The organism is Pseudomonas sp. Lb2C2 (assembly GCF_052112205.1).
Lineage (GTDB): Bacteria > Pseudomonadota > Gammaproteobacteria > Pseudomonadales > Pseudomonadaceae > Aquipseudomonas > Aquipseudomonas kilonensis.
In genome coordinates this window covers 193,528-220,045 of record NZ_JAUTYW010000002.1, presented here as the reverse complement: position 1 = coordinate 220,045, position 26,518 = coordinate 193,528, and the positions used below count along the sequence as shown (strand labels likewise).

The 26,518-nt window shown below is 61.0% G+C and carries 20 protein-coding genes; 10 read left to right on the top strand and 10 right to left on the bottom strand.

What is annotated here, in order from left to right:
• Positions 1-102: 102 nt before the first annotated feature.
• The 4 genes from garD to kdgD all read right to left on the bottom strand — a co-directional run bounded on the left by garD (position 103) and on the right by kdgD (position 5,606).
• Positions 103-1,656: a galactarate dehydratase gene (gene garD, locus Q7F16_RS05185; protein WP_014336613.1), complete on the bottom strand. Its 1,554-nt coding sequence runs from the start codon at positions 1,654-1,656 to the stop codon at positions 103-105.
• Between the two features lie 13 nt (positions 1,657-1,669).
• Entirely contained in the window at positions 1,670-3,034 is a 1,365-nt protein-coding gene (locus tag Q7F16_RS05180; RefSeq protein WP_014336612.1) for an MFS transporter, read from the bottom strand.
• A gap of 85 nt (positions 3,035-3,119) precedes the next feature.
• Positions 3,120-4,565: an aldehyde dehydrogenase family protein gene (locus Q7F16_RS05175; RefSeq protein WP_014336611.1), complete on the bottom strand. Its 1,446-nt coding sequence runs from the start codon at positions 4,563-4,565 to the stop codon at positions 3,120-3,122.
• A 129-nt stretch (positions 4,566-4,694) separates the two neighbouring features.
• Positions 4,695-5,606: a 5-dehydro-4-deoxyglucarate dehydratase gene (gene kdgD, locus Q7F16_RS05170; protein WP_014336610.1), complete on the bottom strand. Its 912-nt coding sequence runs from the start codon at positions 5,604-5,606 to the stop codon at positions 4,695-4,697.
• A 372-nt stretch (positions 5,607-5,978) separates the two neighbouring features.
• Between kdgD and Q7F16_RS05165 the strand changes: the two genes are divergently transcribed.
• Positions 5,979-6,335 (top strand): hypothetical protein, encoded by a 357-nt coding sequence (locus Q7F16_RS05165; RefSeq protein ID WP_189664601.1) that lies wholly within the window; start codon positions 5,979-5,981, stop codon positions 6,333-6,335.
• An 83-nt stretch (positions 6,336-6,418) separates the two neighbouring features.
• Here the strand turns inward: Q7F16_RS05165 and Q7F16_RS05160 are convergent, their stop codons facing one another.
• The 4 genes from Q7F16_RS05160 to Q7F16_RS05145 all read right to left on the bottom strand — a co-directional run bounded on the left by Q7F16_RS05160 (position 6,419) and on the right by Q7F16_RS05145 (position 11,079).
• Positions 6,419-7,165 carry a FadR/GntR family transcriptional regulator gene (locus tag Q7F16_RS05160; protein WP_003197797.1) on the bottom strand — a complete coding sequence of 249 codons (747 nt, stop codon included), beginning with the start codon at positions 7,163-7,165 and terminating at the stop codon, positions 6,419-6,421.
• Positions 7,166-7,442: 277 nt separating this feature from the next.
• Positions 7,443-9,170 carry an ABC transporter ATP-binding protein/permease gene (locus tag Q7F16_RS05155; RefSeq protein WP_046063172.1) on the bottom strand — a complete coding sequence of 576 codons (1,728 nt, stop codon included), beginning with the start codon at positions 9,168-9,170 and terminating at the stop codon, positions 7,443-7,445.
• Positions 9,171-9,262: 92 nt separating this feature from the next.
• Positions 9,263-9,823, bottom strand: a complete 561-nt coding sequence (locus Q7F16_RS05150) for a response regulator transcription factor (protein WP_003177957.1) — start codon at positions 9,821-9,823, stop codon at positions 9,263-9,265.
• Positions 9,820-11,079, bottom strand: a complete 1,260-nt coding sequence (locus tag Q7F16_RS05145) for an ATP-binding protein (RefSeq protein WP_046063171.1) — start codon at positions 11,077-11,079, stop codon at positions 9,820-9,822. The genes Q7F16_RS05150 and Q7F16_RS05145 overlap by 4 nt, the downstream gene beginning before the upstream one ends.
• Before the next feature lie 239 nt (positions 11,080-11,318).
• Between Q7F16_RS05145 and Q7F16_RS05140 the strand changes: the two genes are divergently transcribed.
• Positions 11,319-12,035 (top strand): SIMPL domain-containing protein, encoded by a 717-nt coding sequence (locus tag Q7F16_RS05140; RefSeq protein WP_046063170.1) that lies wholly within the window; start codon positions 11,319-11,321, stop codon positions 12,033-12,035.
• Positions 12,036-12,233: 198 nt separating this feature from the next.
• Here the strand turns inward: Q7F16_RS05140 and Q7F16_RS05135 are convergent, their stop codons facing one another.
• Complete coding sequence (locus Q7F16_RS05135; protein WP_053179962.1) at positions 12,234-12,617, bottom strand: DUF6124 family protein; 384 nt, start codon at positions 12,615-12,617, stop codon at positions 12,234-12,236.
• 1,855 nt (positions 12,618-14,472) lie between these two features.
• On the opposite strand from Q7F16_RS05135, the gene Q7F16_RS05130 reads away from it, so the two are divergent.
• The 8 genes from Q7F16_RS05130 to Q7F16_RS05095 all read left to right on the top strand — a co-directional run bounded on the left by Q7F16_RS05130 (position 14,473) and on the right by Q7F16_RS05095 (position 25,290).
• Positions 14,473-16,098 (top strand): ABC transporter substrate-binding protein, encoded by a 1,626-nt coding sequence (locus Q7F16_RS05130; RefSeq protein ID WP_095962049.1) that lies wholly within the window; start codon positions 14,473-14,475, stop codon positions 16,096-16,098.
• A 397-nt stretch (positions 16,099-16,495) separates the two neighbouring features.
• Positions 16,496-18,097, top strand: a complete 1,602-nt coding sequence (locus tag Q7F16_RS05125) for an ABC transporter substrate-binding protein (RefSeq protein WP_204127215.1) — start codon at positions 16,496-16,498, stop codon at positions 18,095-18,097.
• 174 nt (positions 18,098-18,271) lie between these two features.
• The gene (locus tag Q7F16_RS05120) at positions 18,272-19,651 is read left to right on the top strand and encodes an OprD family porin (protein ID WP_046063167.1); all 1,380 of its coding nucleotides are present in this window, start codon (positions 18,272-18,274) and stop codon (positions 19,649-19,651) included.
• 75 nt (positions 19,652-19,726) lie between these two features.
• Complete coding sequence (locus Q7F16_RS05115; protein WP_046063166.1) at positions 19,727-21,322, top strand: ABC transporter substrate-binding protein; 1,596 nt, start codon at positions 19,727-19,729, stop codon at positions 21,320-21,322.
• Positions 21,323-21,398: 76 nt separating this feature from the next.
• On the top strand, positions 21,399-22,409 hold the full coding sequence (locus Q7F16_RS05110) for an ABC transporter permease subunit (RefSeq protein ID WP_014336601.1): 1,011 nt from the start codon (positions 21,399-21,401) through the stop codon (positions 22,407-22,409).
• A gap of 10 nt (positions 22,410-22,419) precedes the next feature.
• Entirely contained in the window at positions 22,420-23,331 is a 912-nt protein-coding gene (locus Q7F16_RS05105; RefSeq protein ID WP_014336600.1) for an ABC transporter permease subunit, read from the top strand.
• A gap of 10 nt (positions 23,332-23,341) precedes the next feature.
• Positions 23,342-24,310 (top strand): ABC transporter ATP-binding protein, encoded by a 969-nt coding sequence (locus Q7F16_RS05100; protein WP_046063165.1) that lies wholly within the window; start codon positions 23,342-23,344, stop codon positions 24,308-24,310.
• Positions 24,310-25,290, top strand: coding sequence for a peptide ABC transporter ATP-binding protein (locus tag Q7F16_RS05095; RefSeq protein WP_186650585.1), 981 nt, complete (start codon positions 24,310-24,312; stop codon positions 25,288-25,290). The genes Q7F16_RS05100 and Q7F16_RS05095 overlap by 1 nt, the downstream gene beginning before the upstream one ends.
• 121 nt (positions 25,291-25,411) lie before the next feature.
• Here the strand turns inward: Q7F16_RS05095 and Q7F16_RS05090 are convergent, their stop codons facing one another.
• Positions 25,412-25,666, bottom strand: coding sequence for a hypothetical protein (locus Q7F16_RS05090; RefSeq protein WP_409555967.1), 255 nt, complete (start codon positions 25,664-25,666; stop codon positions 25,412-25,414).
• Between the last annotated feature and the right edge of the window lie 852 nt (positions 25,667-26,518).

Sequence of the window (26,518 nt, the reverse complement as noted above, 5' to 3'; positions counted from 1 at the left end):
CAGAATCCGCAATCATCCCCACATCCTTTGTGGGAGCGAGCTTGCTCGCGATGGCCATGTCAGCAACACCATCGCCAGCAAGCTCTACCCCTGCAATCAGGCTCAGGTAATCGGTGCCGGGTTGAACAAGGTGATGTCGTTGTACAGCTTGTGCCGCTCGGCCCAGGTCTGTTTCTTGCCGCTGGCCACGTCCAGGTAGTAGTGGAACAGCTCCCAGCCCAGTTCCTCGATGGTCGCCCGTCCAGTGGCGATCCGGCCGGCGTCGATGTCGATCAGGTCCGGCCAGCGCTGGGCCAGTTCGGTGCGGGTCGAGACCTTCACCACCGGGGCCATGGCCAAGCCGTACGGCGTGCCGCGGCCGGTGGTGAACACGTGCAGGTTCATCCCCGCCGCCAGTTGCAGCGTGCCGCAGACAAAGTCACTGGCCGGCGTGGCGCAGAAGATCAGGCCCTTTTGCTTGAAGCGCTCGCCCGGGCCGAGCACGCCGTTGATCGCGCTGCTGCCGGACTTGACGATCGAGCCCAGGGACTTTTCAACGATGTTCGACAGCCCGCCTTTCTTGTTGCCTGGCGTGGTGTTGGCACTGCGATCAGCCTCGCCCTTGGCCAGGTAACGGTCGTACCAGTCCATTTCACGCACCAGTTCCTGGGCCACTTCCTGGGTTTGCGCCCGGGAAGTCAGCAGGTAGATCGCATCGCGCACTTCGGTGACTTCGGAGAACATCACCGTCGCCCCGGCACGCAGCAACAGGTCCGAGGCGTAGCCCAGCGCCGGGTTGGCGGTGATGCCGGAGAACGCATCGCTGCCGCCGCACTGCATGCCCAGGATCAACTCCGAAGCCGGTACGGTTTCGCGACGGCGCTGGTCGAGTTTCTTCAGGCGGGTCTCGGCCAGTTCCATGATCTGCTCGATCATTTCGGTGAAACCGTGGCTGGAATCCTGCAAGCGATACAACCATGGCTCGCTGAGGTCCACCGAACTGTCGCCTTCATGCATGACCTGCCCGGCCTGCAATTTCTCGCAGCCCAGGCTGATCACCAGTGCCTCGCCCCCCAGGTTCGGGTTGCGCGCCAGGTTGCGCACGGTGCGGATCGGGATGTAGGCATCGGTGGCAGTGATCGCCACGCCACAGCCATAGCTGTGGGTCAGCGCCACCACGTCATCGACGTTCGGGTACTTGGGCAGCAGCTCATCCTTGATGCGCTTGACCGCATGGTCCAGCACCCCGGTCACGCACTGCACCGTGGTGGTGATGCCCAGGATGTTGCGCGTGCCGACGGTACCGTCGGCGTTGCGGTAACCCTCGAAGGTGTAGCCCTCCAGCGGCGCATCGGCCACCGGCACATCAGTGGACAGCGGCAGGCTGTCCAGTGGCGGCGCGGTGGGCATGCGCAACTGGTCTTCCTTGACCCAACTGCCGCGAGGGATCGGTTGCAGCGCGTAGCCAATGACCTGGCCGTAGCGAATCACCTCGCCGCCCTCGGGAATATCCTGCAGCGTGACCTTGTGGCTCTGCGGCACAAAGTCCACGGTGACCAGGCCGTCCGGGAACTCGGTCCCGGCCGGTACGCCCTGGTCATTGACGACGATCACCACGTTGTCCCGCTCGTGCAGGCGGATGTAACGCGGCGAATCGGCATGTTCAATCAGTTGCATGGACGCCGCTCCTTCAGGATTTAGCTTCAGACAGGCTGGAAAGTTCGGCATCCTTGGCCGTTGGTTCCTTGAGCACCACACGCTTGATCGGCCCGACGATGACCAGGTAGCTGAACACCGCCACCAGCGCGTTGCAACCGACGAACACCAGTGCCCATTTGAACGAGCCAGTGGCGCTGATGATGTAGCCAATGACGATTGGCGTGGTGATCGATGCCAGGTTACCGAAGGTGTTGAACAGGCCACCGCTCAGGCCAGCGATCTGTTTTGGCGACGTGTCGGAAACCACGGCCCAGCCCAGTGCGCCGACGCCTTTACCGAAGAAGGCCAGGGCCATGAAGCCCACCACCATCCATTCGATGTCGACGTAGTTGCACGCCACGATGCTGCTGGACACCAGCAGGCCGGCGATGATCGGCGCCTTGCGGGCGAAGGTCAGCGAATGGCCCTTGCGCAGCAGGTAATCGGAAATCACCCCGCCAAGGACGCCGCCGATAAAACCGCAGATCGCCGGCAAGGACGCGATGAAACCGGCCTTGAGGATGGTCATGCCGCGTTCCTGCACCAGGTACACCGGGAACCAGGTCAGGAAGAAGTAGGTGATGCCATTGATGCAGTACTGGCCCAGGTACACGCCGAGCATCATGCGGTTGGTCAGCAGTTGACGGATGTAATCCCACTTCGGACCGTCGGCTTTCTTCTCCTTGCCCTTGTCCTGGTCCATATCGACCATCGCGCCGTTGGCAGCGATGTGATTGAACTCGGCTTCGTTGATCATCGGGTGCTGGCGCGGGCTGTAGATCACCTTCAGCCAGACCAGCGAGAACACGATGCCGATTACGCCCATCACGATGAACACGTGCTGCCAGCCGAAACGGTAGACGATCCAGCCCATCAGCGGTGCGAACAACACGGTGGCAAAATATTGCGCCGAGTTGAAGATCGCCGAGGCGGTACCGCGTTCTGCGGTGGGGAACCAGGCGGCGACGATCCGTGCGTTGCCCGGGAAGGACGGCGCTTCGGCCAGCCCAACCAGGAAGCGCAGCATGAACAGCGCAACCACGGCCGTGGACATGCCGAATTCACCGACATAGCCTTGCAGCACGGTGAACAGCGACCAGGTGAAAATGCTCAAGGCATAGATTTTTTTCGAACCGAAACGGTCGAGCAGCCAGCCGCCGGGAATCTGCCCGGCCACGTAGGCCCAGCCGAAAGCGGAGAAGATATAACCGAGGGTGACGGCATCGATGCCGAGGTCTTTTTGCAGGCTGGAGCCTGCGATGGCGATGGTGGCACGGTCGGCATAGTTGATCGTCGTCACCAAAAACAGCATGAGCAGGATCAAATAGCGGACGTGCGTCGGCTTGGTCTCTTGCATGTAATCTACTTCCACTATTTATTTTTATACGGGAAATCAATGTGTGCGGTCGGCACCGGTGCCCGGTGCCGACCGGTGTTGCGTTTTACGATCCGATGTAAGAGGTCTTCACCACGGTGTAGAACTCTTGCGCGTAGCGACCTTGCTCACGCGACCCATAGGACGAACCTTTGCGCCCGCCGAACGGCACGTGGTAATCCACGCCGGCGGTCGGCAGGTTGACCATCACCATGCCCGCCTGGGAATGGCGCTTGAAGTGGTTGGCATACTTCAACGAGGTGGTGGCGATACCGGCGGACAGACCGAACTCGGTGTCGTTGGCCATCGCCAGAGCCGCCTCGTAGTCAGCCACGCGCACGACGTTAGCCACCGGGCCAAAGATCTCTTCGCGGCTGATGCGCATCGAGGCTTCGCTGTCGGCGAACAGGGTCGGTGCCAGGAAGTAACCTTCAGTGTCGCACGTTACCAGGCCGCCACCGCTGACCAACCGCGCACCTTCGCTCTGGCCGATGTCGATGTACTTCAAGTCCTGGCTGAGCTGGGCTTCGGAAACCACCGGGCCGATATCGGTGCCGGCCTTCAATGCATGGCCAACCTTGATCGACTGCATGCGCTCGGCCATGGCCTCGACGAACTTGTCATGGATGCCGGCGGTGACGATCAGGCGACTGGAGGCAGTGCAACGCTGGCCCGTGGAGTAGAACGCGCTCTGTACCGCCAGTTCGACGGCCTGCTTGAGGTCGGCGTCGTCGAGGATGATCTGCGGGTTCTTGCCGCCCATTTCCAACTGCACCTTGGCCTGGCGCGACACGCAGTTGACCGCGATCTGCCGCCCTACGCCCACGGAGCCGGTAAAGCTGATGCCGTCGACTTTCGGGCTGTTGACCAGCACTTCGCCAACCACGCGGCCGCTGCCCATCACCAGGTTGAACGCACCGGCCGGGAACCCGGCGCGGGAAATGATCTCGGCCAGGGCCCAGGCGCAGCCCGGCACCAGTTCGGCAGGCTTGATCACCACGCAGTTGCCGTAGGCCAGGGCCGGGGCGATTTTCCACGCGGGAATGGCAATCGGGAAGTTCCACGGCGTGATCAGGCCAACCACACCGAGGGCTTCGCGGGTCACTTCGACGTTGACGCCCGGGCGCACCGACGGCACGTAATCGCCCGACAGGCGCAGGCATTCACCGGCGAAGAACTTGAAAATGTTACCGGCGCGGGTCACTTCGCCGATGGCTTCGGGCAGGGTCTTGCCCTCTTCCCGGGCCAGCAGTTGGCCGAGTTCTTCACGGCGGGCGAGGATCTCGCTGCCGACTTTGTCCAGCGCATCGTGACGGGCCTGGATGCCCGAGGTCGACCAGGCCGGGAAGGCGGCGCGGGCGGCTTCGATGGCGGCATTGACTTGCGCTGCGTCAGCCTTGGCGTATTCACCGATGACATCGGACAAGTCAGACGGGTTGACGTTGGTGCAATAGTCAGCACCGGCTACCCATTGGCCGTTGATGTAGTTATCGAAACGCTTTGAATCTGCCACGGAGCTACTCCTTCTACTAAAGCGGTCGAGGAACGCAGAGCGTTCCTGGCTGCATTCCCACGCGATGCGTGGGAGCGATCGAGCCTTACGCAAAAAGCCGCTGATTGCTCAGCGGCCTTATCGTGTCTGTTACTGCTTGCCTTGCTTGTCGATCAGCGCGGCCAGGGCTTCGTATTCTTCTGGCAGCAGGTCGGTCAGCGGGGTGCGCACAGGGCCGGCGTCATAACCAACGATCTTCGCGCCGGCCTTGACGATGCTCACTGCATAACCGGCCTTGCGGTTGCGGATGTCCAGGTAAGGCAGGAAGAAATCGTCGATGATCTTGCCGACGGTCTCGTGATCGTCGCGGGCAATGGCGTGGTAGAAGTCCATCGCGGTTTTCGGGATGAAGTTGAACACCGCCGAGGAGTAGACCGGCACGCCCAGGGCCTTGTAGGCCGCGGCATAGACTTCTGCGGTCGGCAAGCCGCCCAGGTAGCTGAAGCGATCGCCGAGGCGGCGACGGATCGACACCATCAGTTCGATATCACCCAGGCCATCCTTGTAGCCGATCAGGTTCGGGCAGCGCTCGGCCAGTTGTTCCAACTGAGTGGCGTTCAGGCGGCAGACGTTGCGGTTGTACACCACCACGCCGATCTTCACCGATTTGCACACGGCTTCAACGTGGGCGGCAACGCCGTCCTGGCTGGCTTCGGTCAGGTAATGCGGCAGCAGCAACAGGCCCTTGGCGCCCAGGCGCTCGGCTTCTTGAGCGTATTCGATGGCCTGGCGAGTGGCACCGCCAACACCGGCAAGGATTGGCACGCTGGTGGCGCAGGTATCGACGGCGGTCTTGATGACCTGCGAATACTCGCTGGCGGCCAGGGAGAAGAATTCACCAGTGCCGCCCGCCGCGAACAAGGCAGAGGCGCCATACGGGGCCAGCCACTCGAGGCGCTTGATGTAGCTGTCGCGATTGAAATCGCCTTGGGCAGTGAAATCGGTGACCGGGAACGACAGCAGGCCAGACGAGAGGATGGACTTCAGTTCTTGTGGATTCATTATTCGAACACCCTGGACGCAAATGATGTGTTGTAGGAAACGGTTCAGCTTCATGTGAAGTTGTAGGTCATCGTACAACTTAAAATATGAACGTCAACTGCATTTCGTCTTTTGTCGGGTGTCGGGGTTGAGGCGCTTGTCGCAAAACCTTGTAGATCGGGCCTTTGAGCAGGATGGAAAAGACTGATGAAACTTGCCGACCGAGCACCAGGACCGCTCATCGCCACTGTCAACTCTGTCAGTAGGCGCCGTTATGGCAAGGGGGCATAACCCAGGCATGGCTGTGCTGTGCACGGCCGTAGTCCCTTTCACAATCTTTTAAGTGAGTCGCCCGTACGCGACGATCAGGGCTGCCTCACAGGGAGTGACATCATGGCGAAGAGCTATGCAAAACCGACGCTCAAGGGTTTTCCAACCACAGGGGAAGTCACGATCAACTTGTCACAGGTAGAGACGTTGACCGTGAAGATTCCGGATGCAGATTTCGACCCCTACTCAAACGCCCGACTGACTCTGGGCGTCGGCTCGACGTCTCCAACTCCGGTAGGCGCGTTTACACCGCTGACCGAGGGCGAGGAAGGTACGCCCTGCAAGGATGTGACAATGACGCTAACCAATGCCGACTTGACAGCTTACATCGGCAAATTGGTTGAGCTTCGTTATGAGGTTAGCTACGAGAGCTGGGATCCCGATACATCCGAGCCGCAAATGTTGCGGGTCAAGGCGTAGTAGCCATCTCCGTGCGTTTGTCGGCTGGTAAGCGAGCAGCAACGCAGTATCTGTGTGACTCACCTCATCTCAACTGACAGCAGCTAGCCCTGCGCCTGCGCCTCTTCATGGGCCTGGCGCAGCCGCTCGCGGCTGTTGGTCAGGTGCAACCGCATGGCCGCACGGGCTGCCTCGGAGTCCTGGCGGGCGATGGCGTCGTAGATCTCCTCGTGCTCGCGGCTCAGGCGGTTCATGTAGCGCTGCTGGTCATCGTGGGCCAGGCGCGCCGAGTTCACCCGGGTACGCGGAATGATGCTGGTGCCCAGGTGGGTCATGATGTCGGTGAAGTAGCGGTTGCCGGTGGACAGGGCGATTTCCAGGTGGAAGGCGAAGTCCGAGGCCACCGCATCGCTGGCGTGGGCGGCGCTTTCGTTCAAGGCGTCCAGGGCGGCGCGCATCGCGGCCAGTTGCTCGTCGCTGCGGCGCTGCGCCGCCAGCCCGGCGGATTCCACTTCCAGGCTGATGCGCAACTCCAGGATCGCCAGCACGTCACGCAAGGTGACCACGGTGGCCGGGTCGATGCGAAAACCGCTGGGGCTCGGCGTGTCCAGCACGAAGGTGCCGATGCCATGGCGGGTTTCCACCTGGCCGGCCGCCTGCAAGCGGGAAATAGCCTCTCGCACCACGGTACGGCTGACGCCATGGGCTTCCATGATCGCCGACTCGGTGGGCAATTTATCGCCACGCTTGAGCAGGCCGTCGCGAATCTGCTCGGTCAACACCGTCACCAGCTCCTGCGCCAGGCTGCGGCGCTTGCGGGGAAAGCGTGGTACTTCGATCGGGTTTTCCATGGGGCTGTGTCTCGGTAAACGGCTGAATGGCATCATCATAGCGCAACGTGGTTGTACGATCACCGTGGGTGCATTGATGAGTCTTGGGCAGAAATCGGATGGCCTTCATCGCGAGCAGGCTCGCTCCCACACTGGATCAGTTGTGTGCATTAGCATCCGGCTCACCACAAACCCCCTGTGGGAGCGAGCTTGCTCGCGATGGCGGTGGGTCAGCCACATCAATATCAACTGATACACCGCTATCGCGAGCAAGCTCGCTCCCACAGGTTTTGGGTGTTTATGCTGTCACGGTGCGCTCCACCAGTTGGCCATTTTCGATACGCACATGTCGCGGATGGAAACGTTTCAAGCTGCTTCGGTGGCCAACGCTGACGATGCTCAGGCCCGGCAACTGGTCGATCAACGCCTGGTACAGCGTCGCCTCGTCTTCTTCATCCATCGCCGACGTGGCTTCGTCCATGTACAACCATTGCGGCGCATAAAGCAATGCCCGGGCAAAGGCCAGGCGTTGTTGCTCGCCAGGCGAGAGCATGCGTTGCCAGTGGTTGCTCTCATCCAGCCGCGAGATCAGGTGCGGCAGGCGGCAGGTTTCCAGCACCTGTGCATAACGTTCGTTGGGGTAGATATCGCCGGCCTGTGGATAACTCATTACCTCACGCAGGCTGCCAATCGGCAGATAAGGCTTCTGCGGCAGGAACAGGTAACGCGCAGCCGGAAGCCGGATCGTCCCGTGCCCCGCCGGCCACAAGTGCCCCATCGCGCGCAGCAGGGTCGATTTGCCGCTGCCTGAACGACCACTGAGCATCACCCGCTCGCCCGGCTCCACGGTCATGTCGGCGTTCTCGAGCAGATGGCGACCGTCGGCCAGGTCCAGCCCCAGGTGATGAACCTTCAACCCATCGCCCTGGTTTTGCACATCGATGGCCGGCACACGGTCTTCGTTGTCGCTCATGGCCTGGCGGAAACTCAGCAGACGATCGCAGGTGGCGCGCCACGCGGCGAGGTCGGCGTAGGCGCTGATGAACCAGCTGAAGTTCTCCTGCACATTGCCGAAGGCCGAGTTGATCTGCATGAGCTCGCCCAGCTGGATCTTGCCGGCGAAGTAGCGCGGTGCGGCGACGATGAACGGGAAGATGATCGCGATCTGGCCATAGCCGGAGGTGAAGAACGTCAGGCGCTTGGACACCCGCATGATGTCCCAGAAGTTATGCCAGACCAGGCCAAAACGCCCGCTCAAGCGACGGTTTTCGTTCGGTTCGCCGTTGTACAGGGCAATGCTCTCGGCGTTTTCGCGCACCCGGACCATGGAGAAACGCAGGTCCGCTTCGAAGCGTTGCTGGTTGTTGTTCAGACCGATCAGGCGACGGCCGATCAGGTGCGTCAGCCAACTGCCCACCGCCGCATACACCAGCGCACACCAGAACATGTAGCCGGGGATGGTGTAGCCGAACACCTCGATGCTGCCTGACACGCCCCACAAAATGATCGAGAACGACACCAGGCTGACCACGGTACGCAGCAACCCCAGGCCCAGGCTCAGGGTATTGCTGGTAAAGCTGTTGAGGTCTTCGGAAATCCGCTGGTCCGGGTTATCGGTATAACCGCCCTGCTCCAGTCGGTAATAGTTCTTGTCATTGAGCCAACGGGCAAAATGCTGCTCCGTCAGCCAGGCCCGCCAGCGAATGGTGAGCATCTGCGTGAGGTACAAGCGATAGACCGCGCCGAGGATCGCCACCGCCGCGATGCCGCAGAAATACAGGATCAACTGCCAGAACGCCGCGCTGTCCTTCTCTTGCAGGGCGTTGTAGAAATCCTTGTACCAACTGTTGATCCACACCGAGATCGCCACGCTGAACAGCGACAGCGCGATCACGGCGATCAACAGCGTCCAGGCCTTGCCCTTCTCCTCACTGCGCCAGTACGGCGTGGTCATTTGCCAGACACGGCGGAAAAACTGCCCGCGCACCGCGTCATTGACCGCGGAATATTCAGCGTTCTGATTCATGGTTAAGGCTCAATAGGGAAAAGAACTCGGGCCGATCATAAAGCAACGGCCCGATGTGTCGCGAGGGTGGACAACACCTGTTCAGCGCAGGTTCAGCGACGCACGGGACGCTTTTGCAATTTGCGCTGCAAGGTCCGCCGGTGCATGCCCAGGGCGCGGGCCGTGGCGGAGATGTTGCCTTCGTGCTCGGTCAACACCCGCTGGATGTGCTCCCATTGCAGGCGATCCACCGACATGGGGTTTTCCGGTACCAGGGTGTCGAGGTCGGCGTGCTCGGACAACAACGCCGCCAGTACGTCATCGGCATCCGCCGGCTTGCACAGGTAATTGCAGGCACCGCGCTTGATGGCCTCGACCGCGGTGGCGATGCTCGAATAACCGGTGAGGATCACCACGCGCATCTCCGGGTCCAGCTCCAGCAGCTTGGGCAGCAGCACCAGGCCCGAATCGCCGTCCATTTTCAGGTCCAGGGCGGCGTAGTCCGGCAGGTCGGCCTGGGCGATGGTCAGGCCTTCTTCGGCAGAACCTGCGGTGCTGACGCGAAAACCGCGACGGGACATGGCGCGGGCCATGACGCGGGTAAACGTGGCGTCGTCATCTACCAGCAACAGGTGCGGCAGTTCTTCGCCGTCGACTTGGATCTCGTCACTCATGTTTCGTCTCCTCGGTCGGCATGGGGCAGGCGCAGCTCGGTGAGCGTGCCGCCTTCCTCATGGGGGTAGAGTTTCACCGAGCCGCCGGCGCGTGTCACGCTGGCTTTGCTCAAAAACAGGCCCAGGCCGAAACCTTTGCCCTTGGTGGTATAGAACGGTTTGCCGATCTGCTCGGCAATCGCCAGCGGCACACCGGCGCCATGGTCGCGAATACTGATGGTCAGCTCATAGACGTTCCAGTCCAACGCCACTTCCAGCCCTTCGGGGCAAGCGTCGGCGGCGTTGTTCAGCAGGTTCAGCAACGCCTGGGTCAGGTCCGGCGGCGGCGCCATGCGCGGCACCGGGCCCTGGCCCAGGCGCTGGAAGCGATAACTGGCTTCCGGGCGCATCAGGTGCCAGCGGTTCAGCGCTTCGTCGAGCCAATCGGTGACGTCTTGCATGTCGATGGCCAGCCGGCGGTTGGCCTCGGCGGCACGCACCAGGTATTGCAGGGTTTCCTTGCACAGCTTGACCTGATCCTGCAGCACGCTGAGATCATCCTGCAGCGCCGGGTCGTGGTGATCCTGGCGCATTTCCTTGAGCAGCACACTCATGGTCGCCAGCGGCGTGCCCAATTCATGAGCAGCGCCGGCGGCCTGGGTCGCCACGGCCAGCAATTGCTCGTCCCGCAAGCCCTCTTCACGACGGATGGCCCGCAGTTCTTCCTGGCGGCGCAGCTCCTCGGCCATGCGCGCGGCAAAAAACGTGATGACCCCCGCGGCCAGGGCGAAACTCAGCCACATGCCGTAGATCTGCAGGTTTTCCCGGGCGATGGGGAAGGTTTCCAGCGGATAGAAGCGCGCCAGCAACAAGGTGTACAGCGCCAGGGCGATACCGGAAAGAATCAGCGAATAGCGCCACGGCAACGTCACCGCGGCGATGGTCAGCGGCACCAGGTAGTAAGAGACGAAGGGATTGGTGGAACCGCCAGAGAAATACAGCAGAGCACTGTGAATAAACAGGTCTCCGGCCAGTTGTACGGCGTATTCCAGCTCGGTCACCGGCCACGAGGTGCGCAGGCGAATCGCCGTCAGCGCACAGAGCACGCTGGAGCAGACCAGGGTGATCGCCAATTGCAGCCAGGGCAGCGGCAGCAGGTCGAACCAATAGGCGAGCCCCACCGAGCCGGCCTGGGCCGCCAGGACCAGAATGCGGATGAATGTCAGGCGCCAGAGGTTCTGGCGAGAGGCGGAAGTCATTTGCAAAGGGGCGAGCATGAGCTCTCCTGATGAGCGCTCCAGGCGAATCGCACGGAGTATAACCAAGGCGCGGCTTGCAGCGGCAGATATGCGGCAAAGCGCCACAGCCTCCGGCCTTGCGGCGTGCCACAGAAAGCCTTTCACCGGGCATGATCTGTATAGAAGTTGTAACTGTGCGAACCCACCCATAAAAGCTAGAGTCTTAACGTTCACGCAGGCCCGGACCCCACCCCTGCACATCATCCCAAGGAGCTTTCATGCACACGTTCAGTCGCCCCGCCGCCCTGCTCGCCCTCAGCCTCGGCACCGTCGCCAGCCTGCCGGCCCTGGCCGCCGATGAGCTGCACTACAACCAGATTTCCCTGCGCGCCGAAGTCAGCCAGGAAGTAGCCCGCGACCTGATGATCGTCACCCTCTACACCGAGGAACAGAACACCGACCCGGCCAAACTCGCCGCCGCCGTCAGCACCACGCTGAACAAAGCCATCGGCCAGGCCAAAGAGGTCAAGGACATCAACCTGCGCCAAGGCAGCCGCAACAGCTACCCGATCTACGACAACAAAGGCCAGAAAATCACCGGCTGGCGTGAGCGCGCCGAACTGCGCCTGGAAAGCGCCGACTTCGCCGCCCTGTCCAAACTCACCGGCGAACTGCTGGGCGACCTGAAGATGGGCGGCATGGACTTCGCCATCGCCACCGCCACCCGTAAAACCAGCGAAGACGCCCTGCTCAAGGACGCCGTCAACGCCTTCAAGGCCCGCGCCCAACTGGCCACCGACGCCCTGGGCGGCAAGGGTTACAAAATCGTCAACCTGAACTTCAATACCAACGGTTATCCACAACCGTACATGCGCCCGCAGATGATGATGAAAGCGGCGTCGATGGATGCTGAGTCGGTGACGCCAGAAGTTGAAGCGGGCACCAGCAAGGTGACGATGACGGCGGATGGGGTGGTTGAGGTGTCGATGCAGTGATGATCGGCGGTGGTTCAGCCAGTCTCCCTGACTGAACCACCGAAGCCGAGCGACAAAACTCCCGTGGCGAGGGAGCTTGCTCCCGCTGGGCTGCGCAGCAGCCCCAAACCTGACACCTCGGTGTATCAGATGGATTCAGTCGCTGCTGTTGGGGCCGCTTCGCGCCCCAGCGGGAGCAAGCTCCCTCGCCACAGGGGATTACGGTGCAGGGCTGGCCGGTGCCTCAAGCTGATCCAACGCCTTGTCCACCAGCAACTGGCACAACTCCACCAATTGATGAATCCCCAGCGCCACGCTGCGGCGCGTGCCCTCCACTTCAAAGGCCAGGTCCTCGGCCATGGCTTTTATCGAGGCCAGGGTTTCGGAGGTGCTGGTCAGTAGTGTGTCGGCATCGGCTTTGGCGGTGACGGAAAACAGGCTGTCGATGCGCGGGTCGGTGCTTGGCTCTGGTTTTTTTGGGTTGAGGTAATGGTTAAGTGCCCGCTCGGCGGCGGCGCGGTCTTTGAGTAGGTCTTCGATGGAGTCGAAATCCGCCAATGGATTTGTTCTGTTGAAGTTCGGTTCAGTCTTTCCTTCGTTCATGTGCATGCTCCTGATGAAATTGGAGCCATCACTTGCCGTTATGGTCGTGAGGCTTACGACCTATTAATTTCGGGTTCCCACTCCCGGCCGCTGTTTTGCAGCGACAGGAAAAAGGTTAGAGAGCCCACTTCCGAGCGGCAACCCTAAAAAGCTGTGGGATGTTTCCTTTCGGGGCCAGTGATCCTTCCGACAAAAATGAATGACTCATCACACCTCCTGGCGCTGCAACCCCCGTGGCGAGGGAGCTTGCTCCCGCTGGGCTGCGCAGCGGCCCCTTTTCAGAGATGTGTGTATATCCGTTTTTTTTGTGACGGCGACTAATGGTTCCGCCCTGACGGCGGGTCACTTTCGAAAAGCGCGAAAGTAACCAAAGCGCTTCTGCCCCACCACTCGGCACCTCGCTTAGGCTCGGTGTGCCCTCACTCCGGCATTGCTCCGTGGGCCGCCGCGAAGGGCCATCCATGGCCCAGCGCGGCTACCTCGGCATCCATGCCGAGGTGCCCACGGATCAATGCCTGCGTTCGGCCATCGTGGTTAACGGGGCGCCGAGATCAACGTCCACCGCGAGGCGGCCTTATAGCCGACCTGGCTCTTGGTGAGACCGCGTTTCTCCTGTGGGAGCAAAGCTTGCTCGCGATGGCGGTGGTTCAGTCACATGCATGTTGAGCTTGCTGGCCTCATCGCGAGCAAGCTCGCTCCCACAATTTGGGTTGGGGACAGCCGAAGAAACAGACCGGCTGTAAGTCCGCCTCGCGAGCAAGCTTTGCTCCCACAGGTCCTGCTCAAACAGATCTGATGGGTGTACGACCAGGAGAACCAGGTCGGCTACCAGGCCGCCTCGGGGCGGACGTTGATCTCGGGCGCCCCGTTAACCACGATGGCCGAACGCAGGCATTGTGGAGTGGGCATCCCGGCATGGATGCCGGGATAGCCGCGCTGGGCCATGGATGGCCCTTCGCGGCGGCCCACGGAGCAATGCCGGAGTGAGGGCACACCGAGCCTAGGCGAGGTGCCAAGTGGTGGGGCATGAGCGTTTTGCTTACTTTTGCGCTTCTCAAAAGTGAGCCGCCGTCAGGGCGGAACCCTAAGCAGCCGTTACCGCAGCAATGGATATGTACCCCACCAACAAAACCCTGGCCGGCTGTCAGACCGCCTTCGCGAGCAGGCTCGCTCCCACAGTTGGATCGGAGTATGACCGGGAAAGCCAGGTCGGCTATTAGGCCGCCTCGCGAGCAAGCTTTGCTCCCACAGGCCTGACGGGTGTATGACCGGACAGCCTCGCCCCCGAAACAACAAGGCGCCACCCAGGGAAGCCGCAGGTTGCGCCGAGTACCACCCTCAACTCATGGGCAATGACGGTGCAACGCGCATCCCCCCGAACGCACGAATACCAGCACAAATGCTCCAGCAAAATTGGATCAAGACCATCGTCAGCATGAATGAAGCAAGCACATCAAGCGCGCAAAAAATGGCGAACATGCTGCAATGATTTACACCTGCCCCCCCCGATAACCGACAACTGACTGGAGCGATAAACAGGGATTTCAAACTCAGCCCATCAGTCCTCACACCCTTCTACGGCGCGGGTTTGAAGAGGTAACACCCGCCCTTTCCCGGTGCACCGCGGCCGAAAAACGCCCCCGAAAAGAGCGCTATTTACCCCGAAAAAACACGCGCAAACGATCAAATGCGTCGAAAGTTACACAGATGCGACATTAAGGTACGTTCGTGCCACTGTTTCGGGCTTGTGACCGCTCTGGATCTTGCATTGGGTATGGGGCCTGCATAAGTATCCGCAGGACGACTCACGAGGTCGCCCTCAAATCCAAAAATGACAACAAATCATGAGGCCAACATGCTTAAACAAGCGGTCATTCCGTTTTTAGTCGGCGCAAGCTTATTAGCCAGCGCACCTTTCGCCCAAGCCGCGACTAACCTGGTGTTCTGCTCCGAAGGGAGCCCGGCCGGTTTTGACCCTGGTCAGTACACCACCGGAACCGACTTCGACGCCTCTGCAGAGACCATGTTCAACCGCCTGACCCAGTTCGAACGTGGCGGCACCGCCGTGATTCCTGGCCTGGCGACCAAGTGGGATATTTCCGAAGACGGCCTGACCTACACCTTCCACCTGCGTGAAGGCGTCAAGTTCCATACCACCCCGTACTTCAAGCCGACCCGCGAATTCAACGCCGACGACGTGCTGTTCACTTTCAATCGCATGATCAGCAAGGATGACCCGTTCCGTAAGGCCTACCCTACCGAATTCCCGTACTTCACCGACATGGGGATGGACACCAACATCACCAAGATCGATAAAGTCGACGATCACACCGTCAAGTTCACCCTCAAGGATGTCGACGCCGCGTTCATCCAGAACATGGCCATGAGCTTCGCCTCGATCCAGTCCGCCGAATACGCCGCCCAGTTGCTCAAGGAAGGCAAGGCCGCGGACATCAACCAGAAGCCGGTCGGCACCGGCCCGTTCGTGTTCAAGAGCTACCAGAAAGACTCCAACATCCGCTACACCGGGAACAAGGACTACTGGAAGCCTGACGACGTGAAGATCGACAACCTGATCTTCGCCATCACCACCGACCCGTCGGTGCGCATGCAGAAGCTCAAGAAAAACGAATGCCAGATCACCCTCTTCCCACGCCCGGCCGACCTCAAGGCCCTGAAGGAAGACAAGGCACTGAAGATGCCTGACCAGGCGGGTTTCAACCTGGGCTACATCGCCTATAACGTGATGGACAAGATCAAGGGCAGCAACGAGCCGAACGTGCTGGCTGACCTGAAAGTCCGCCAGGCGCTGGACATGGCGGTCAACAAGCCGCAGATCATCGACTCGGTGTACCAGGGCGCCGGCCAGCTGGCTGTCAACGCCATGCCGCCGACCCAATGGTCCTACGACACCACCATCAAGGACGCCAAGTACGACCCTGAGAAAGCCAAGGCGCTGCTCAAGGAAGCCGGCGTCAAGGAAGGCACCAACATTACCCTGTGGGCGATGCCGGTCCAGCGTCCGTACAACCCGAACGCGAAACTGATGGCCGAGATGCTGCAGTCCGACTGGAAGAAAATCGGCCTGAACGTCAACATCGTCAGCTACGAATGGGGCGAGTACATCAAGCGCTCCAAAGGCGGCGAGAACCAGGCGATGATCATCGGCTGGAGCGGTGACAACGGTGACCCGGACAACTGGCTCAACGTGCTGTTCGGCTGCGACTCGCTGGCCGGCAACAACTTCTCCAAATGGTGCGACAAGAAATTCGATGGACTGGTCAAGGAAGCCAAGCGCACCACCGACCAGGCCAAGCGCACCGAACTGTACAAACAGGCACAACACGTCCTCAAGGATGCCGTGCCAATGACACCTATCGCTCACTCGACGGTGTATCAACCCATGCGCGCCAACGTGCAGGATTTCAAGATCAGCCCCTTTGGCTTGAACTCCTTCTACGGCGTCAGCGTCAGCAAATAAGGTGACCTGTGGCGAGGGAGCTTGCTCCCGCTGGGCCGGTCCGACGCTTCGGGCGTAGCGGCTCCTTTTTAAGCGCGATGGCGGTGTACCAACAACACCATCGCGAGCAGGGCTCGCTCCCACGGCATGCCGTTGCTTTAAGCCAAGACTCAGGAAATCGCCTACATCCAAAAGCACTGCGTACCACAGCAGTTGGTTTAGGACGTATCGCCTTTTCCCACAAGTCTTTCAGGCATTACGCATTTACCGCCAGGCCCACGACTCATACCGTCGGGGCCTGGACGGCTTGCTGATCCTGCGGCATCGCTACGCAATGGAATGAGCTCAGTGCTCCGGACCTGCCCTCGGACAGACACCGGCTCACTGTTAAAACACCCCGAACGAAAGAGGGAGCGTCATGCGCCATACCTTGGTTTTATCCGCATTGCTGGGCACCGGCCTGTTGGCCGCGACATCCGCAGCCCAGGCTGCTGGCGGCAGCCTGGTGTTTTGTTCCGAAGGCAGCCCCGCTGGGTTCGACACCGCGCAATACACCACGGCCACCGACAACGATGCCGCCGAGCCGCTGTACAACCGCCTGGCCGAGTTTGAAAAAGGCGCGACCAACGTCGTGCCGGGCCTGGCGACCCGTTGGGACATTTCCGAAGACGGCTTGAAGTACACCTTCCACCTGCGTGAAGGGGTGAAGTTCCATACCACCGACTACTTCACGCCGACCCGGGATTTCAACGCCGACGACGTGCTGTTCACCTTCAACCGCATGCTGGATCCGCAGCATCCGTTCCGCAAGGCCTACCCCACCGAGTTCCCGTACTTCAACGGCATGAGCCTGAACAAGAACATCGCCAAGGTGGAGGCGACCGGGCCACTGACCGTGGTCATGACCCTCAACAGCGTCGACGCCGCGTTCATCCAGAACATCGCCATGAGTTTTGCCGCGATCCTGTCGGCCGAGTACGCCGACCAGTTGCTCAAGAACGGCAAGCCGAGCGACATCAACCAGAAGCCGATCGGCACCGGGCCGTTCGAGTTCAAGAGCTACCAGAAAGACTCGAACATCCGCTACGTCGCCAACGATAAGTACTGGGCGCCGGAACGAGTGAAACTGAAGAACCTGATCTTCTCCATCAACACCGACGCCTCGGTGCGGGTGCAGAAGCTCAAAGCCAACGAATGCCAGGTCACCCTGCATCCGCGTCCGGCGGACGTGCCGGCCTTGAAGAACGACCCCAAGCTGCAACTGATCGAGAAGCCCGGTTTCAACCTGGGCTACATCGCCTATAACACCCGCCACAAGCCGTTCGACCAGGTCGACGTGCGCCGGGCGCTGGACATGGCGGTGAACAAGCAAGGCATCCTCAATGCCGTGTACCAGGGCGCGGGGCAACTGGCGCAGAACGCCATGCCGCCGACCCAATGGTCCTACGACGACACCATCAAGGACGTGCCCTACAACCCGGAAAAAGCCAAGGAATTGCTCAAGGCCGCCGGGGTCAAGGAAGGCACCGAAATCACCCTCTGGGCCATGCCCGTGCAGCGCCCGTACAACCCCAACGCCAAGCTGATGGCCGAAATGCTCCAGGCCGACTGGGCGAAGATCGGTCTGAAGGTGAAGATCGTCAGCTATGAATGGGGCGAGTACATCAAGCGCACCAAGAACGGCGAGCACGACATCAGCCTGATCGGCTGGACCGGCGACAACGGGGACCCGGACAACTGGTTGGGCACGCTGTACAGCTGCGATGCCATTGGTGGCAACAACTACTCCATGTGGTGTGACCAGGACTACGACAAGCTGATCAAGCAGGCCAAGGTCGTCACCGACCGCGACCAGCGCACCGTGCTCTACAAACAGGCCCAGCAGTTGCTCAAGCAGCAAGTGCCGATAACCCCTGTTGCCCACTCGACGGTCAACCAGCCGCTGAGTGCCAAAGTCGAAGGGTTCAAAGTCAGCCCCTTCGGTCGCAACGTGTTCTCGGGCGTCAGCCTGAACCCATAACCGTATAGCCACACAGCGAGGGTTTCCTTTGGAAGCCCTCACGCAGACGTCTTGCCTGAATTCGCCGATCAGGCGCCATGCAAACGTTTGCTAGCTGTGAATGAGTTGCAAAAACCAATAGCCGTATCACCTAAAAAGACCGGCATTAAAAAAGAAAGAAAAGGAGCTTTACCCATGAAACTGAGCAGCACCGCGTTACTGGCCTTGGCCATCAGCAGCGTCACCGCCACGGCATACGCAGAATCGCAGAGCCAGGCGTTCAATCCGGTGACCGTCAAGACCACCAGCGCTCAATCCGAAGCCACCGGTTTCGTAGAAGGCCAGTCGGTCAGTGGCACCACTCGCAACTGGTATTCCAACGAATTGCGACGCCGCGGCAGCGCCTTCAGCTACACGCGCGACGGTGTTGAACACCGCGATTCGCGCCGTACCAACTGGGTCCAGGGCACCATCCTGAACTACACCTCCGGCTTCACCCAAGGCACCGTTGGTTTCAGTACCGAAGTCGCGGCCTATAACGCGATCGCGTTGCTCGGCGACCACGATGACATCATGGGTGGTTCCAACCGTACCCTGGCGCACTCCGACGGCGACGCCGTCGACCAATGGAGCAAACTGGGCCTGGCGAACGTCAAGGCGCGGGTTTCCAACACCACGCTGACCGCCGGTCGTCAAAACTTCAGCAGCCCGATGGTCGACGTCATCGGTAACCGCGCCCTGCCTTCGAGCTTCCAGGGCGTGAGCCTGCACAGCGAAGAACTCGAAAACCTGGCATTCGACGTCGCGACCTTCGACCGCAACTCTCCCCGTACCGAGCAAAGCCTTGCCAAGTTCCGCTCCGAATACGGCAGTTCCTCGGCCGAAGCTGATCATGTGAACACCGCCGGTATCACTTACCAGCCGTTCGCCAGCCTCACCACCAGCCTGTGGGGCACCCAGGCCGAAGACCTGTGGAACCAATACTACTTCGGCGCCAGTCACGTATTGGGCGACAGCTCGGTGCTGAGCCTGACCACCGGCCTGAACTACTACAGGACTGTGGATTCGGGTAAAAGCAAGCTGGGTGACATCGACAACAATACCTACTCCCTGTCGTTCGGCCTGACTCACCAGGCCCACAGCCTGACGTTCTCGTACCAGGAAGTGGACGGTAACGAGTACTTCGATTACCTGCACGAAACCAACGGCATCTACCTGGCCAACTCCCTGCTGTCGGACTTCAACGGCCCGAACGAGAAATCCTTCCAGATCGCCTACGGCCTGAACATGGCCGAATACGGCGTGCCTGGCCTGAAGTTCAACATCTACCAGGCTCGCGGCTGGGGCATCGATGGTACGCATTACAACAGCACCGGCTATTCCGATGTGAGAGCCATGGACGGTGAACATCACTACGAATACGGCATCGGTGCGTCTTACGCCGTACAAAGCGGCCCGCTGAAAGCCACCGCAGTACGCGCAACCTACACCACGCACCGCGCCAGCGAAAACCAGGCGGATGGCAACCTCAACGAGTTCCGCCTGGTCACCACCATCCCGTTCAACATTCTCTAAACTGCCACCGGGCGGTCGACTCACAAGGTTGGCCGCCCGGTCTTTTGCCATTTACCCGATTGCAGAGGATTGACGATGAACATGATTCCCCTACGCGCCGCCATCGCCGCTGCGTTGCTGAGTGTCGCCGTCGGCGCCACCGCCAAGCCCCTGGTGGTTTGCACAGAAGCCAGCCCGGAAGGCTTCGACATGGTCCAGTACACGACTGCAGTCACTGCCGACGCCGTGGCAGAAACCATTTTCAATCGCCTGGCCGATTTCAAGCCCGGCACCACCGAAGTGATCCCGGCCCTGGCCGAATCCTGGGACATCAGTGACGATGGCCTGACGTACACCTTCCACCTGCGCAAGGGCGTCAAGTTCCACACCACCGAATACTTCAAGCCGACCCGCGACATGAACGCCGACGACGTGGTCTGGAGCTTCCAGCGCCAACTGGACCCGAATCACCCGTGGCACAAACTGTCGAGCGTGGGCTTCCCGTACTTTGAAAGCATGGGCTTCAAGGAACTGCTCAAGAGCGTCGAGAAAGTCGACGAACACACGGTCAAGTTCAGCCTGACCCGCCGCGAGGCGCCGTTCCTGGCCGACATCGCCATGGCCTTCTCCTCGATCTACCCGGCCGAATACGCCGACCAGTTGCTCAAGGCAGGCAAGGCCGGCGACCTCAACAGCAAGCCAGTCGGCACCGGCCCGTTCGTCTTCCAGCGCTACAACAAGGACGCCCAGGTGCGCTTCAAGGCCAACCCGGACTACTTCCGGGGCAAGCCGCCGGCCGATGCTCTGGTACTGGCCATCGCCACCGACAACAACGTGCGCATGCAGAAACTCAAGACCAACGAGTGCCAGATCGCGCTGTACCCCAAACCCGATGACATCCCCAGCATCAAGAAAGACCCGAACCTGAAGGTCGCCGAGCTGGACGCGATGACCGTCTCCTACACCGCCCTGAACACCAGCCACAAGTACATGAGCGACGTGCGGGTGCGCAAAGCCATCGACCTGGCTTTCGACAAGGAGGCCTACGTCAACGCGTTGTTCGGCAAGGGCAACGCCACCGCGGCGGTCAACCCGTACCCGCCGACACTGCTGGGTTTCAACCACGACCTGAAGAACCCTACCCGCGACCTGGACAAGGCTCGCCAGTTGCTCAAGGAAGCCGGCGTGCCGGAAGGCACCGTGTTCACCCTGTTCACCCGCAACGGCGGCGGCCCGACCAACCCCAACCCGATGCTCGGCGCGCAGATGATGCAGGCGGACCTGGCCAAGGTCGGGATCAAGGTCGACATCCGCGTGATGGAATGGGGCGAAATGCTCAAGCGCGCGAAAAACGGCGAGCACGACATGGTGTCTGCCGGATGGGCGGGCGACAACGGCGACCCGGACAACTTCCTGACGCCTATGCTCAGTTGCGAGGCCGCCAAGAACGGCGAAAACTACGCGCGCTGGTGCAACGAGAAATTCCAGGCGCTGATCGACCAGGCTCGCGCCACAGTGAACCCCGAGGAGCGCATCAAGCTCTATGAACAGGCCCAGGTGATTTTCAACCAGGATCAACCCTGGATCAGCATGGCCCACACCCGCATGTTCACCGCAATGCGCAACAACGTAGAGGGCTACGTGATTAGCCCGCTCACCACCAACAACTTCGCCACCACCCAGGTGAAGTAGATAAGAAAACGCCTGGCAACCCTTGACCCCAAGGGCTGCCGGGCACGCCTAACCGGCTGATGAGGTACACCTGAAGATGTTTAGTTTTATTGCCCGCCGACTGGGATTACTGATCCCCACGTTCTTCGGCATCACCTTGCTGACCTTCGCGTTGATTCGCATGATCCCCGGCGACCCCGTGGAAGTGATGATGGGCGAACGTCGGGTCGATCCCGAAATGCATGCACAGGCAATGGAACGCCTTGGCCTCAATAAACCGCTGTACGCCCAGTACCTGGACTACATCGGCAAACTGGCCCACGGCGACCTCGGCGAATCGCTGCGTACCCGTGAAAGCGTATGGACCGAGTTCAGCTCCCTGTTTCCCGCGACCCTGGAACTGTCCATGGCCGCCCTGTTGTTCGCCGGTATCCTGGGCCTGCTGGCCGGGGTGATCGCGGCACTCAAGCGAGGATCCCTGTTCGACCATGGGGTGATGGGCATCTCCCTGGCGGGGTATTCGATGCCGATCTTCTGGTGGGGCCTGATCCTGATCATGTTCTTCTCGGTGTCCCTGGGCTGGACGCCGGTGTCGGGACGGATCGACCTGCTCTACGACATCGAGCCGAAAACCGGCTTCATGCTGATCGACACGCTGCTGGCCGACGAGCCGGGCGCGTTCCTCGATGCGCTGCATCACCTGATCCTGCCGGCCATCGTGCTGGGCACCATTCCGCTGGCGGTGATCGCCCGCATGACCCGTTCCTCGATGCTCGAAGTGCTGCGCGAAGACTACATCCGCACCGCCCGCGCCAAAGGCCTGTCGCCGTCGCGCGTGGTGTTCGTGCACGGCCTGCGCAACGCGCTGATCCCGGTGCTGACCGTGGTCGGCCTGCAAGTCGGCACACTGCTGGCCGGTGCGGTCCTGACCGAAACGATCTTCTCCTGGCCGGGCATCGGCAAGTGGCTGATCGAAGCCATCGGCGCCCGGGACTATCCCGTGGTGCAGAACGGCATCCTGTTAATCGCCTGCCTGGTGATTCTGGTCAACTTCGTCGTGGACATCCTCTACGGCTTTGCCAACCCACGCATCCGTCACCAGCGCTGAGATCAAAACCATGAGTACTCCAACTACCGCGGTAGCAGTCGATCAAAGCCTGCTGTACCCATCCCCGTACAAAGAATTCTGGCAAGCGTTTTCCCGCAACAAGGGCGCCGTGGCCGGGCTGCTGTTCATGACCCTGATCGTGTTCTGCGCGATCTTCGCGCCCTGGGTCGCGCCTCACGACCCGAGCGAGCAGTACCGCGAATTCCTGCTGACGCCGCCGGCGTGGCTTGAAGGTGGGCAGATCCAGTTCCTGCTGGGCACCGACGAACTGGGCCGTGACTTGCTGTCGCGCCTGATCCAGGGTTCGCGCCTGTCGCTGCTGATCGGCTTGTCGTCGGTGGTGATGTCGTTGATCCCGGGCATCCTGCTGGGACTGTTCGCCGGGTTCTTCCCGCGCCTGCTCGGCCCGACCATCATGCGCCTGATGGACATCATGCTCGCCCTGCCTTCGCTGCTGCTGGCCGTGGCGATCGTCGCCATCCTCGGCCCAGGCCTGATCAACACCGTGATCGCCATTGCCATCGTCTCGCTGCCGTCCTACGTGCGCCTGACCCGTGCCGCCGTGATGGGCGAACTGAACCGCGATTACGTGACCGCCGCCCGCCTCGCCGGTGCCGGCCTGCCGCGCCTGATGTTCATCACCGTGCTGCCCAACTGCATGGCACCGCTGATCGTCCAAGCGACGCTGAGCTTTTCCTCGGCCATCCTCGACGCCGCCGCCCTGGGCTTCCTTGGCCTCGGCGTGCAGCCGCCCACCCCGGAGTGGGGCACCATGCTGGCCTCGGCCCGCGACTACATCGAACGCGCCTGGTGGGTCGTGAGTCTGCCTGGCTTGACCATTTTGCTCAGCGTGCTGGCAATCAACCTGATGGGCGACGGGCTGCGCGATGCGCTGGACCCGAAACTCAAGAATGCCGCCTGAGGAGATTCCCATGTCACTGCTAGAAATCAAGAATCTCAACGTCCGCTTCGGCGACGCCACCGCTGTGCCGGTGGTCGACGGCCTCGACCTGAGCGTGGACAAAGGCGAAGTCCTGGCCATCGTCGGCGAATCGGGCTCGGGTAAATCCGTGACCATGATGGCGCTGATGGGGCTGATCGAGCACCCCGGCATCGTCACCGCCGACGCGCTGAACTTCGACGGCAAGAACATGCTCAAGCTGAGCAACCGCCAGCGCCGGCAGATCGTCGGCAAGGACCTGGCGATGGTCTTCCAGGACCCGATGACCGCGCTCAACCCCAGCTACACCGTGGGTTTCCAGATCGAAGAAGTGCTGCGCCTGCACCTGAAGATGTCCGGCAAGGCCGCGCGCAAACGCGCCATCGAACTGCTGGAAAAAGTCGAGATCCCCGGCGCTTCCAGCCGCATGGACGCCTACCCGCATCAACTGTCCGGCGGCATGAGCCAGCGTGTGGCGATTGCCATGGCGATTGCCGGCGAGCCGAAACTACTGATCGCCGACGAACCGACCACCGCTCTGGACGTGACCATCCAGGCGCAGATCATGGACCTGCTGCTGGCCCTGCAAAAAGAGCAGAACATGGGCCTGGTGCTGATCACCCACGACCTCGCCGTGGTGGCTGAAACCGCCCAGCGCGTGTGCGTGATGTACGCCGGCCAGGCCGTGGAAGTGGGCCAGGTGCCGCAGTTGTTCGACATTCCGGCCCACCCCTACAGCGAAGCGCTGCTGGCGGCGATTCCGGAGCACAGCATGGGCGCCGAGCGCCTGGCGACCTTGCCCGGCATCGTGCCCGGTCGCTACGACCGTCCACAAGGTTGCCTGCTGTCGCCGCGCTGCCCGTACGTGCAGGACAACTGCCGTCAACAACGCCCGGCCCTCGATCCGAAATCCAACAGCCTCGCCCGCTGCTTCTACCCGTTGAACCAGGAGGTGGCGTGATGGCCGTCGTACTTACCGCCCGTGACCTGACCCGTCATTACGAAGTGTCCCGCGGCATGTTCAAGGGCCATGCGACCGTGCGCGCCCTCAATGGTGTGTCGTTCGAACTGGAAGCCGGCAAGACCCTGGCTGTGGTCGGCGAATCCGGTTGCGGCAAATCCACCCTCGCCCGGGCCCTGACGCTGATTGAAGAGCCGTCCTCCGGCTCCTTGAAAATCGCCGGCCAGGAAGTGACCGGCGCCAACAAGGCCGAACGCAAGCAATTGCGCAAAGACGTGCAGATGGTCTTCCAGAGCCCCTATGCGTCCCTCAACCCGCGGCAGAAAATCGGTGATCAACTGGCCGAGCCATTGCTGATCAACACCAACCTGTCGGCCACCGAGCGGCGGGAAAAAGTCCAGGCGATGATGAAGCAGGTGGGCTTGCGCCCCGAGCATTACCAGCGCTACCCGCACATGTTCTCCGGCGGCCAGCGCCAACGCATCGCCCTGGCCCGCGCCATGATGCTGCAACCCAAGGTGCTGGTGGCGGACGAACCGACGTCGGCGCTGGACGTGTCGATCCAGGCCCAGGTGCTGAACCTGTTCATGGACCTGCAGCAGGAATTCAACACCGCCTACGTGTTCATCTCTCACAACCTGGCGGTGGTGCAGCATGTGGCCGATGACGTGATGGTGATGTACCTCGGCCGCCCGGTGGAAATGGGCCCCAACGAGTCCATCTACAGCCGCCCGTTGCACCCCTACACCCAGGCGCTGCTGTCGGCCACCCCGACCATTCACCCGGACCCGAACAAGCCGAAGATCAAGATCGTCGGCGAACTGCCCAACCCGCTCAACCCACCGTCCGGCTGCGCCTTCCACAAGCGCTGCCCGTACGCCACCGAGCGCTGCAAGACTGAAGAGCCGGCCTTGCGTTTGCTGGATAACCGGCAGGTGGCGTGTCATTACGCCGAGCAGTTCCTCGAAGGCGCGGCATGATCGTGGGCTGATCACCCGTAGGTTCAGCCCTTGCCCTGGGTAATGCATCAGGCATGAAAAACCCCTCCAGCCCCAACTGATGTTCAGTCGGGGCTGGAGGGGTTTTCTTCAGGTCAGAAATCTACGTCTGGGTATCGCCTTCACCCTCCGCATCCTCATCATCCGGCGTATCAATCGGCGAACCATCATCATCCTCGCCATCGTCCGGATCACCTGCATCCGCATCGGTCGCGGCCAGCATCAACTCACCTTGAACCACCGAGCCACTCGACGCGTGCTTCTCATGCTCATCGCATTCGGCCCACGCAGCCGTGGAGCCCAGGGACAGCATCACCAACACCTTCAGCAAAAACATCATGCGTAGAAGCTTGTTCATAGCCACTTCCTTCTTTTCCGGATAAAGCCGGGGCCTGACGGCGCTCAAGAAAATCTAGTTCTGAACAGGCCGGTTCACCAGATAGGACGCTCCAGAACAGACAGAAATGCCACAACCCGACAGATTGGTTTCGAATAAGCGTTATCTCCAAACCTACTAACGCCAGGAACTCGTGTGGAGCCAGGCTTGCCCGCGATGGCGCCGGTACATTCAACACCCCACCATCGCGAGCAAGCTTTGCTCCCACAGAGGGATCTGTGCCGAACATAAATTTCTTGTCCACTGAAGATCCAGTGTGGGAGCAAGGCTTGCCCGCGAAGAGGTCGGCACAGCCAACATCCAGGCCAGCTGACCCACCGCTATCGCGAGCAGGCTCGCTCCCACAGAGGGATCTGTGCCGAACACAAATTTCTTGCCCACTGAAGATCCAGTGTGGGAGCGGGCTTGCCCGCGAAGAGGCCGGCACAGCCAACATCCAGGCCAGCTGACCCACCGCTATCGCGAGCAAGCTCGCTCCCACAGAGGGATCTGTGCCGAACATAAATTTCTTGTCCACTGAAGATCCAGTGTGGGAGCAAGGCTTGCCCGCGAAGAGGCCGGCATACCCAACATCCAGGCCAGCTGACCCACCGCTATCGCGAGCAAGCTCGCTCCCACAGGGGATCTGTGCAGAACACAAGTTTCTTGTCCACTGAAGATCCAGTGTGGGAGCAAGGCTTGCCCGCGAAGAGGCCGGCATACCCAACATCCAGGCCAGCTGACCCACCGCTATCGCGAGCAGGCTCGCTCCCACAGAGGGATCTGTGCAGAACACAAGTTTCTTGTCCACTGAAGATCCAGTGTGGGAGCAAG

What these genes read in the sequence shown, in the direction of transcription:
- Q7F16_RS05135 (WP_053179962.1), bottom strand. Translation starts at nt 12,617, where the DNA reads ATGAACGAAGGAAAGACTGAACCGAACTTCAACAGAACAAATCCATTG.
- Q7F16_RS05090 (WP_409555967.1), bottom strand. Translation starts at nt 25,666, where the DNA reads ATGAACAAGCTTCTACGCATGATGTTTTTGCTGAAGGTGTTGGTGATG.
- Q7F16_RS05160 (WP_003197797.1), bottom strand. Translation starts at nt 7,165, where the DNA reads ATGGAAAACCCGATCGAAGTACCACGCTTTCCCCGCAAGCGCCGCAGC.
- Q7F16_RS05155 (WP_046063172.1), bottom strand. Translation starts at nt 9,170, where the DNA reads ATGAATCAGAACGCTGAATATTCCGCGGTCAATGACGCGGTGCGCGGG.
- kdgD (WP_014336610.1), bottom strand. Translation starts at nt 5,606, where the DNA reads ATGAATCCACAAGAACTGAAGTCCATCCTCTCGTCTGGCCTGCTGTCG.
- Q7F16_RS05110 (WP_014336601.1), top strand. Translation starts at nt 21,399, where the DNA reads ATGTTTAGTTTTATTGCCCGCCGACTGGGATTACTGATCCCCACGTTC.
- Q7F16_RS05125 (WP_204127215.1), top strand. Translation starts at nt 16,496, where the DNA reads ATGCGCCATACCTTGGTTTTATCCGCATTGCTGGGCACCGGCCTGTTG.
- Q7F16_RS05120 (WP_046063167.1), top strand. Translation starts at nt 18,272, where the DNA reads ATGAAACTGAGCAGCACCGCGTTACTGGCCTTGGCCATCAGCAGCGTC.
- Q7F16_RS05130 (WP_095962049.1), top strand. Translation starts at nt 14,473, where the DNA reads ATGCTTAAACAAGCGGTCATTCCGTTTTTAGTCGGCGCAAGCTTATTA.
- Q7F16_RS05150 (WP_003177957.1), bottom strand. Translation starts at nt 9,823, where the DNA reads ATGAGTGACGAGATCCAAGTCGACGGCGAAGAACTGCCGCACCTGTTG.
- Q7F16_RS05145 (WP_046063171.1), bottom strand. Translation starts at nt 11,079, where the DNA reads ATGCTCGCCCCTTTGCAAATGACTTCCGCCTCTCGCCAGAACCTCTGG.
- garD (WP_014336613.1), bottom strand. Translation starts at nt 1,656, where the DNA reads ATGCAACTGATTGAACATGCCGATTCGCCGCGTTACATCCGCCTGCAC.
- Q7F16_RS05100 (WP_046063165.1), top strand. Translation starts at nt 23,342, where the DNA reads ATGTCACTGCTAGAAATCAAGAATCTCAACGTCCGCTTCGGCGACGCC.
- Q7F16_RS05165 (WP_189664601.1), top strand. Translation starts at nt 5,979, where the DNA reads ATGGCGAAGAGCTATGCAAAACCGACGCTCAAGGGTTTTCCAACCACA.
- Q7F16_RS05115 (WP_046063166.1), top strand. Translation starts at nt 19,727, where the DNA reads ATGAACATGATTCCCCTACGCGCCGCCATCGCCGCTGCGTTGCTGAGT.
- Q7F16_RS05180 (WP_014336612.1), bottom strand. Translation starts at nt 3,034, where the DNA reads ATGCAAGAGACCAAGCCGACGCACGTCCGCTATTTGATCCTGCTCATG.
- Q7F16_RS05140 (WP_046063170.1), top strand. Translation starts at nt 11,319, where the DNA reads ATGCACACGTTCAGTCGCCCCGCCGCCCTGCTCGCCCTCAGCCTCGGC.
- Q7F16_RS05105 (WP_014336600.1), top strand. Translation starts at nt 22,420, where the DNA reads ATGAGTACTCCAACTACCGCGGTAGCAGTCGATCAAAGCCTGCTGTAC.
- Q7F16_RS05095 (WP_186650585.1), top strand. Translation starts at nt 24,310, where the DNA reads ATGGCCGTCGTACTTACCGCCCGTGACCTGACCCGTCATTACGAAGTG.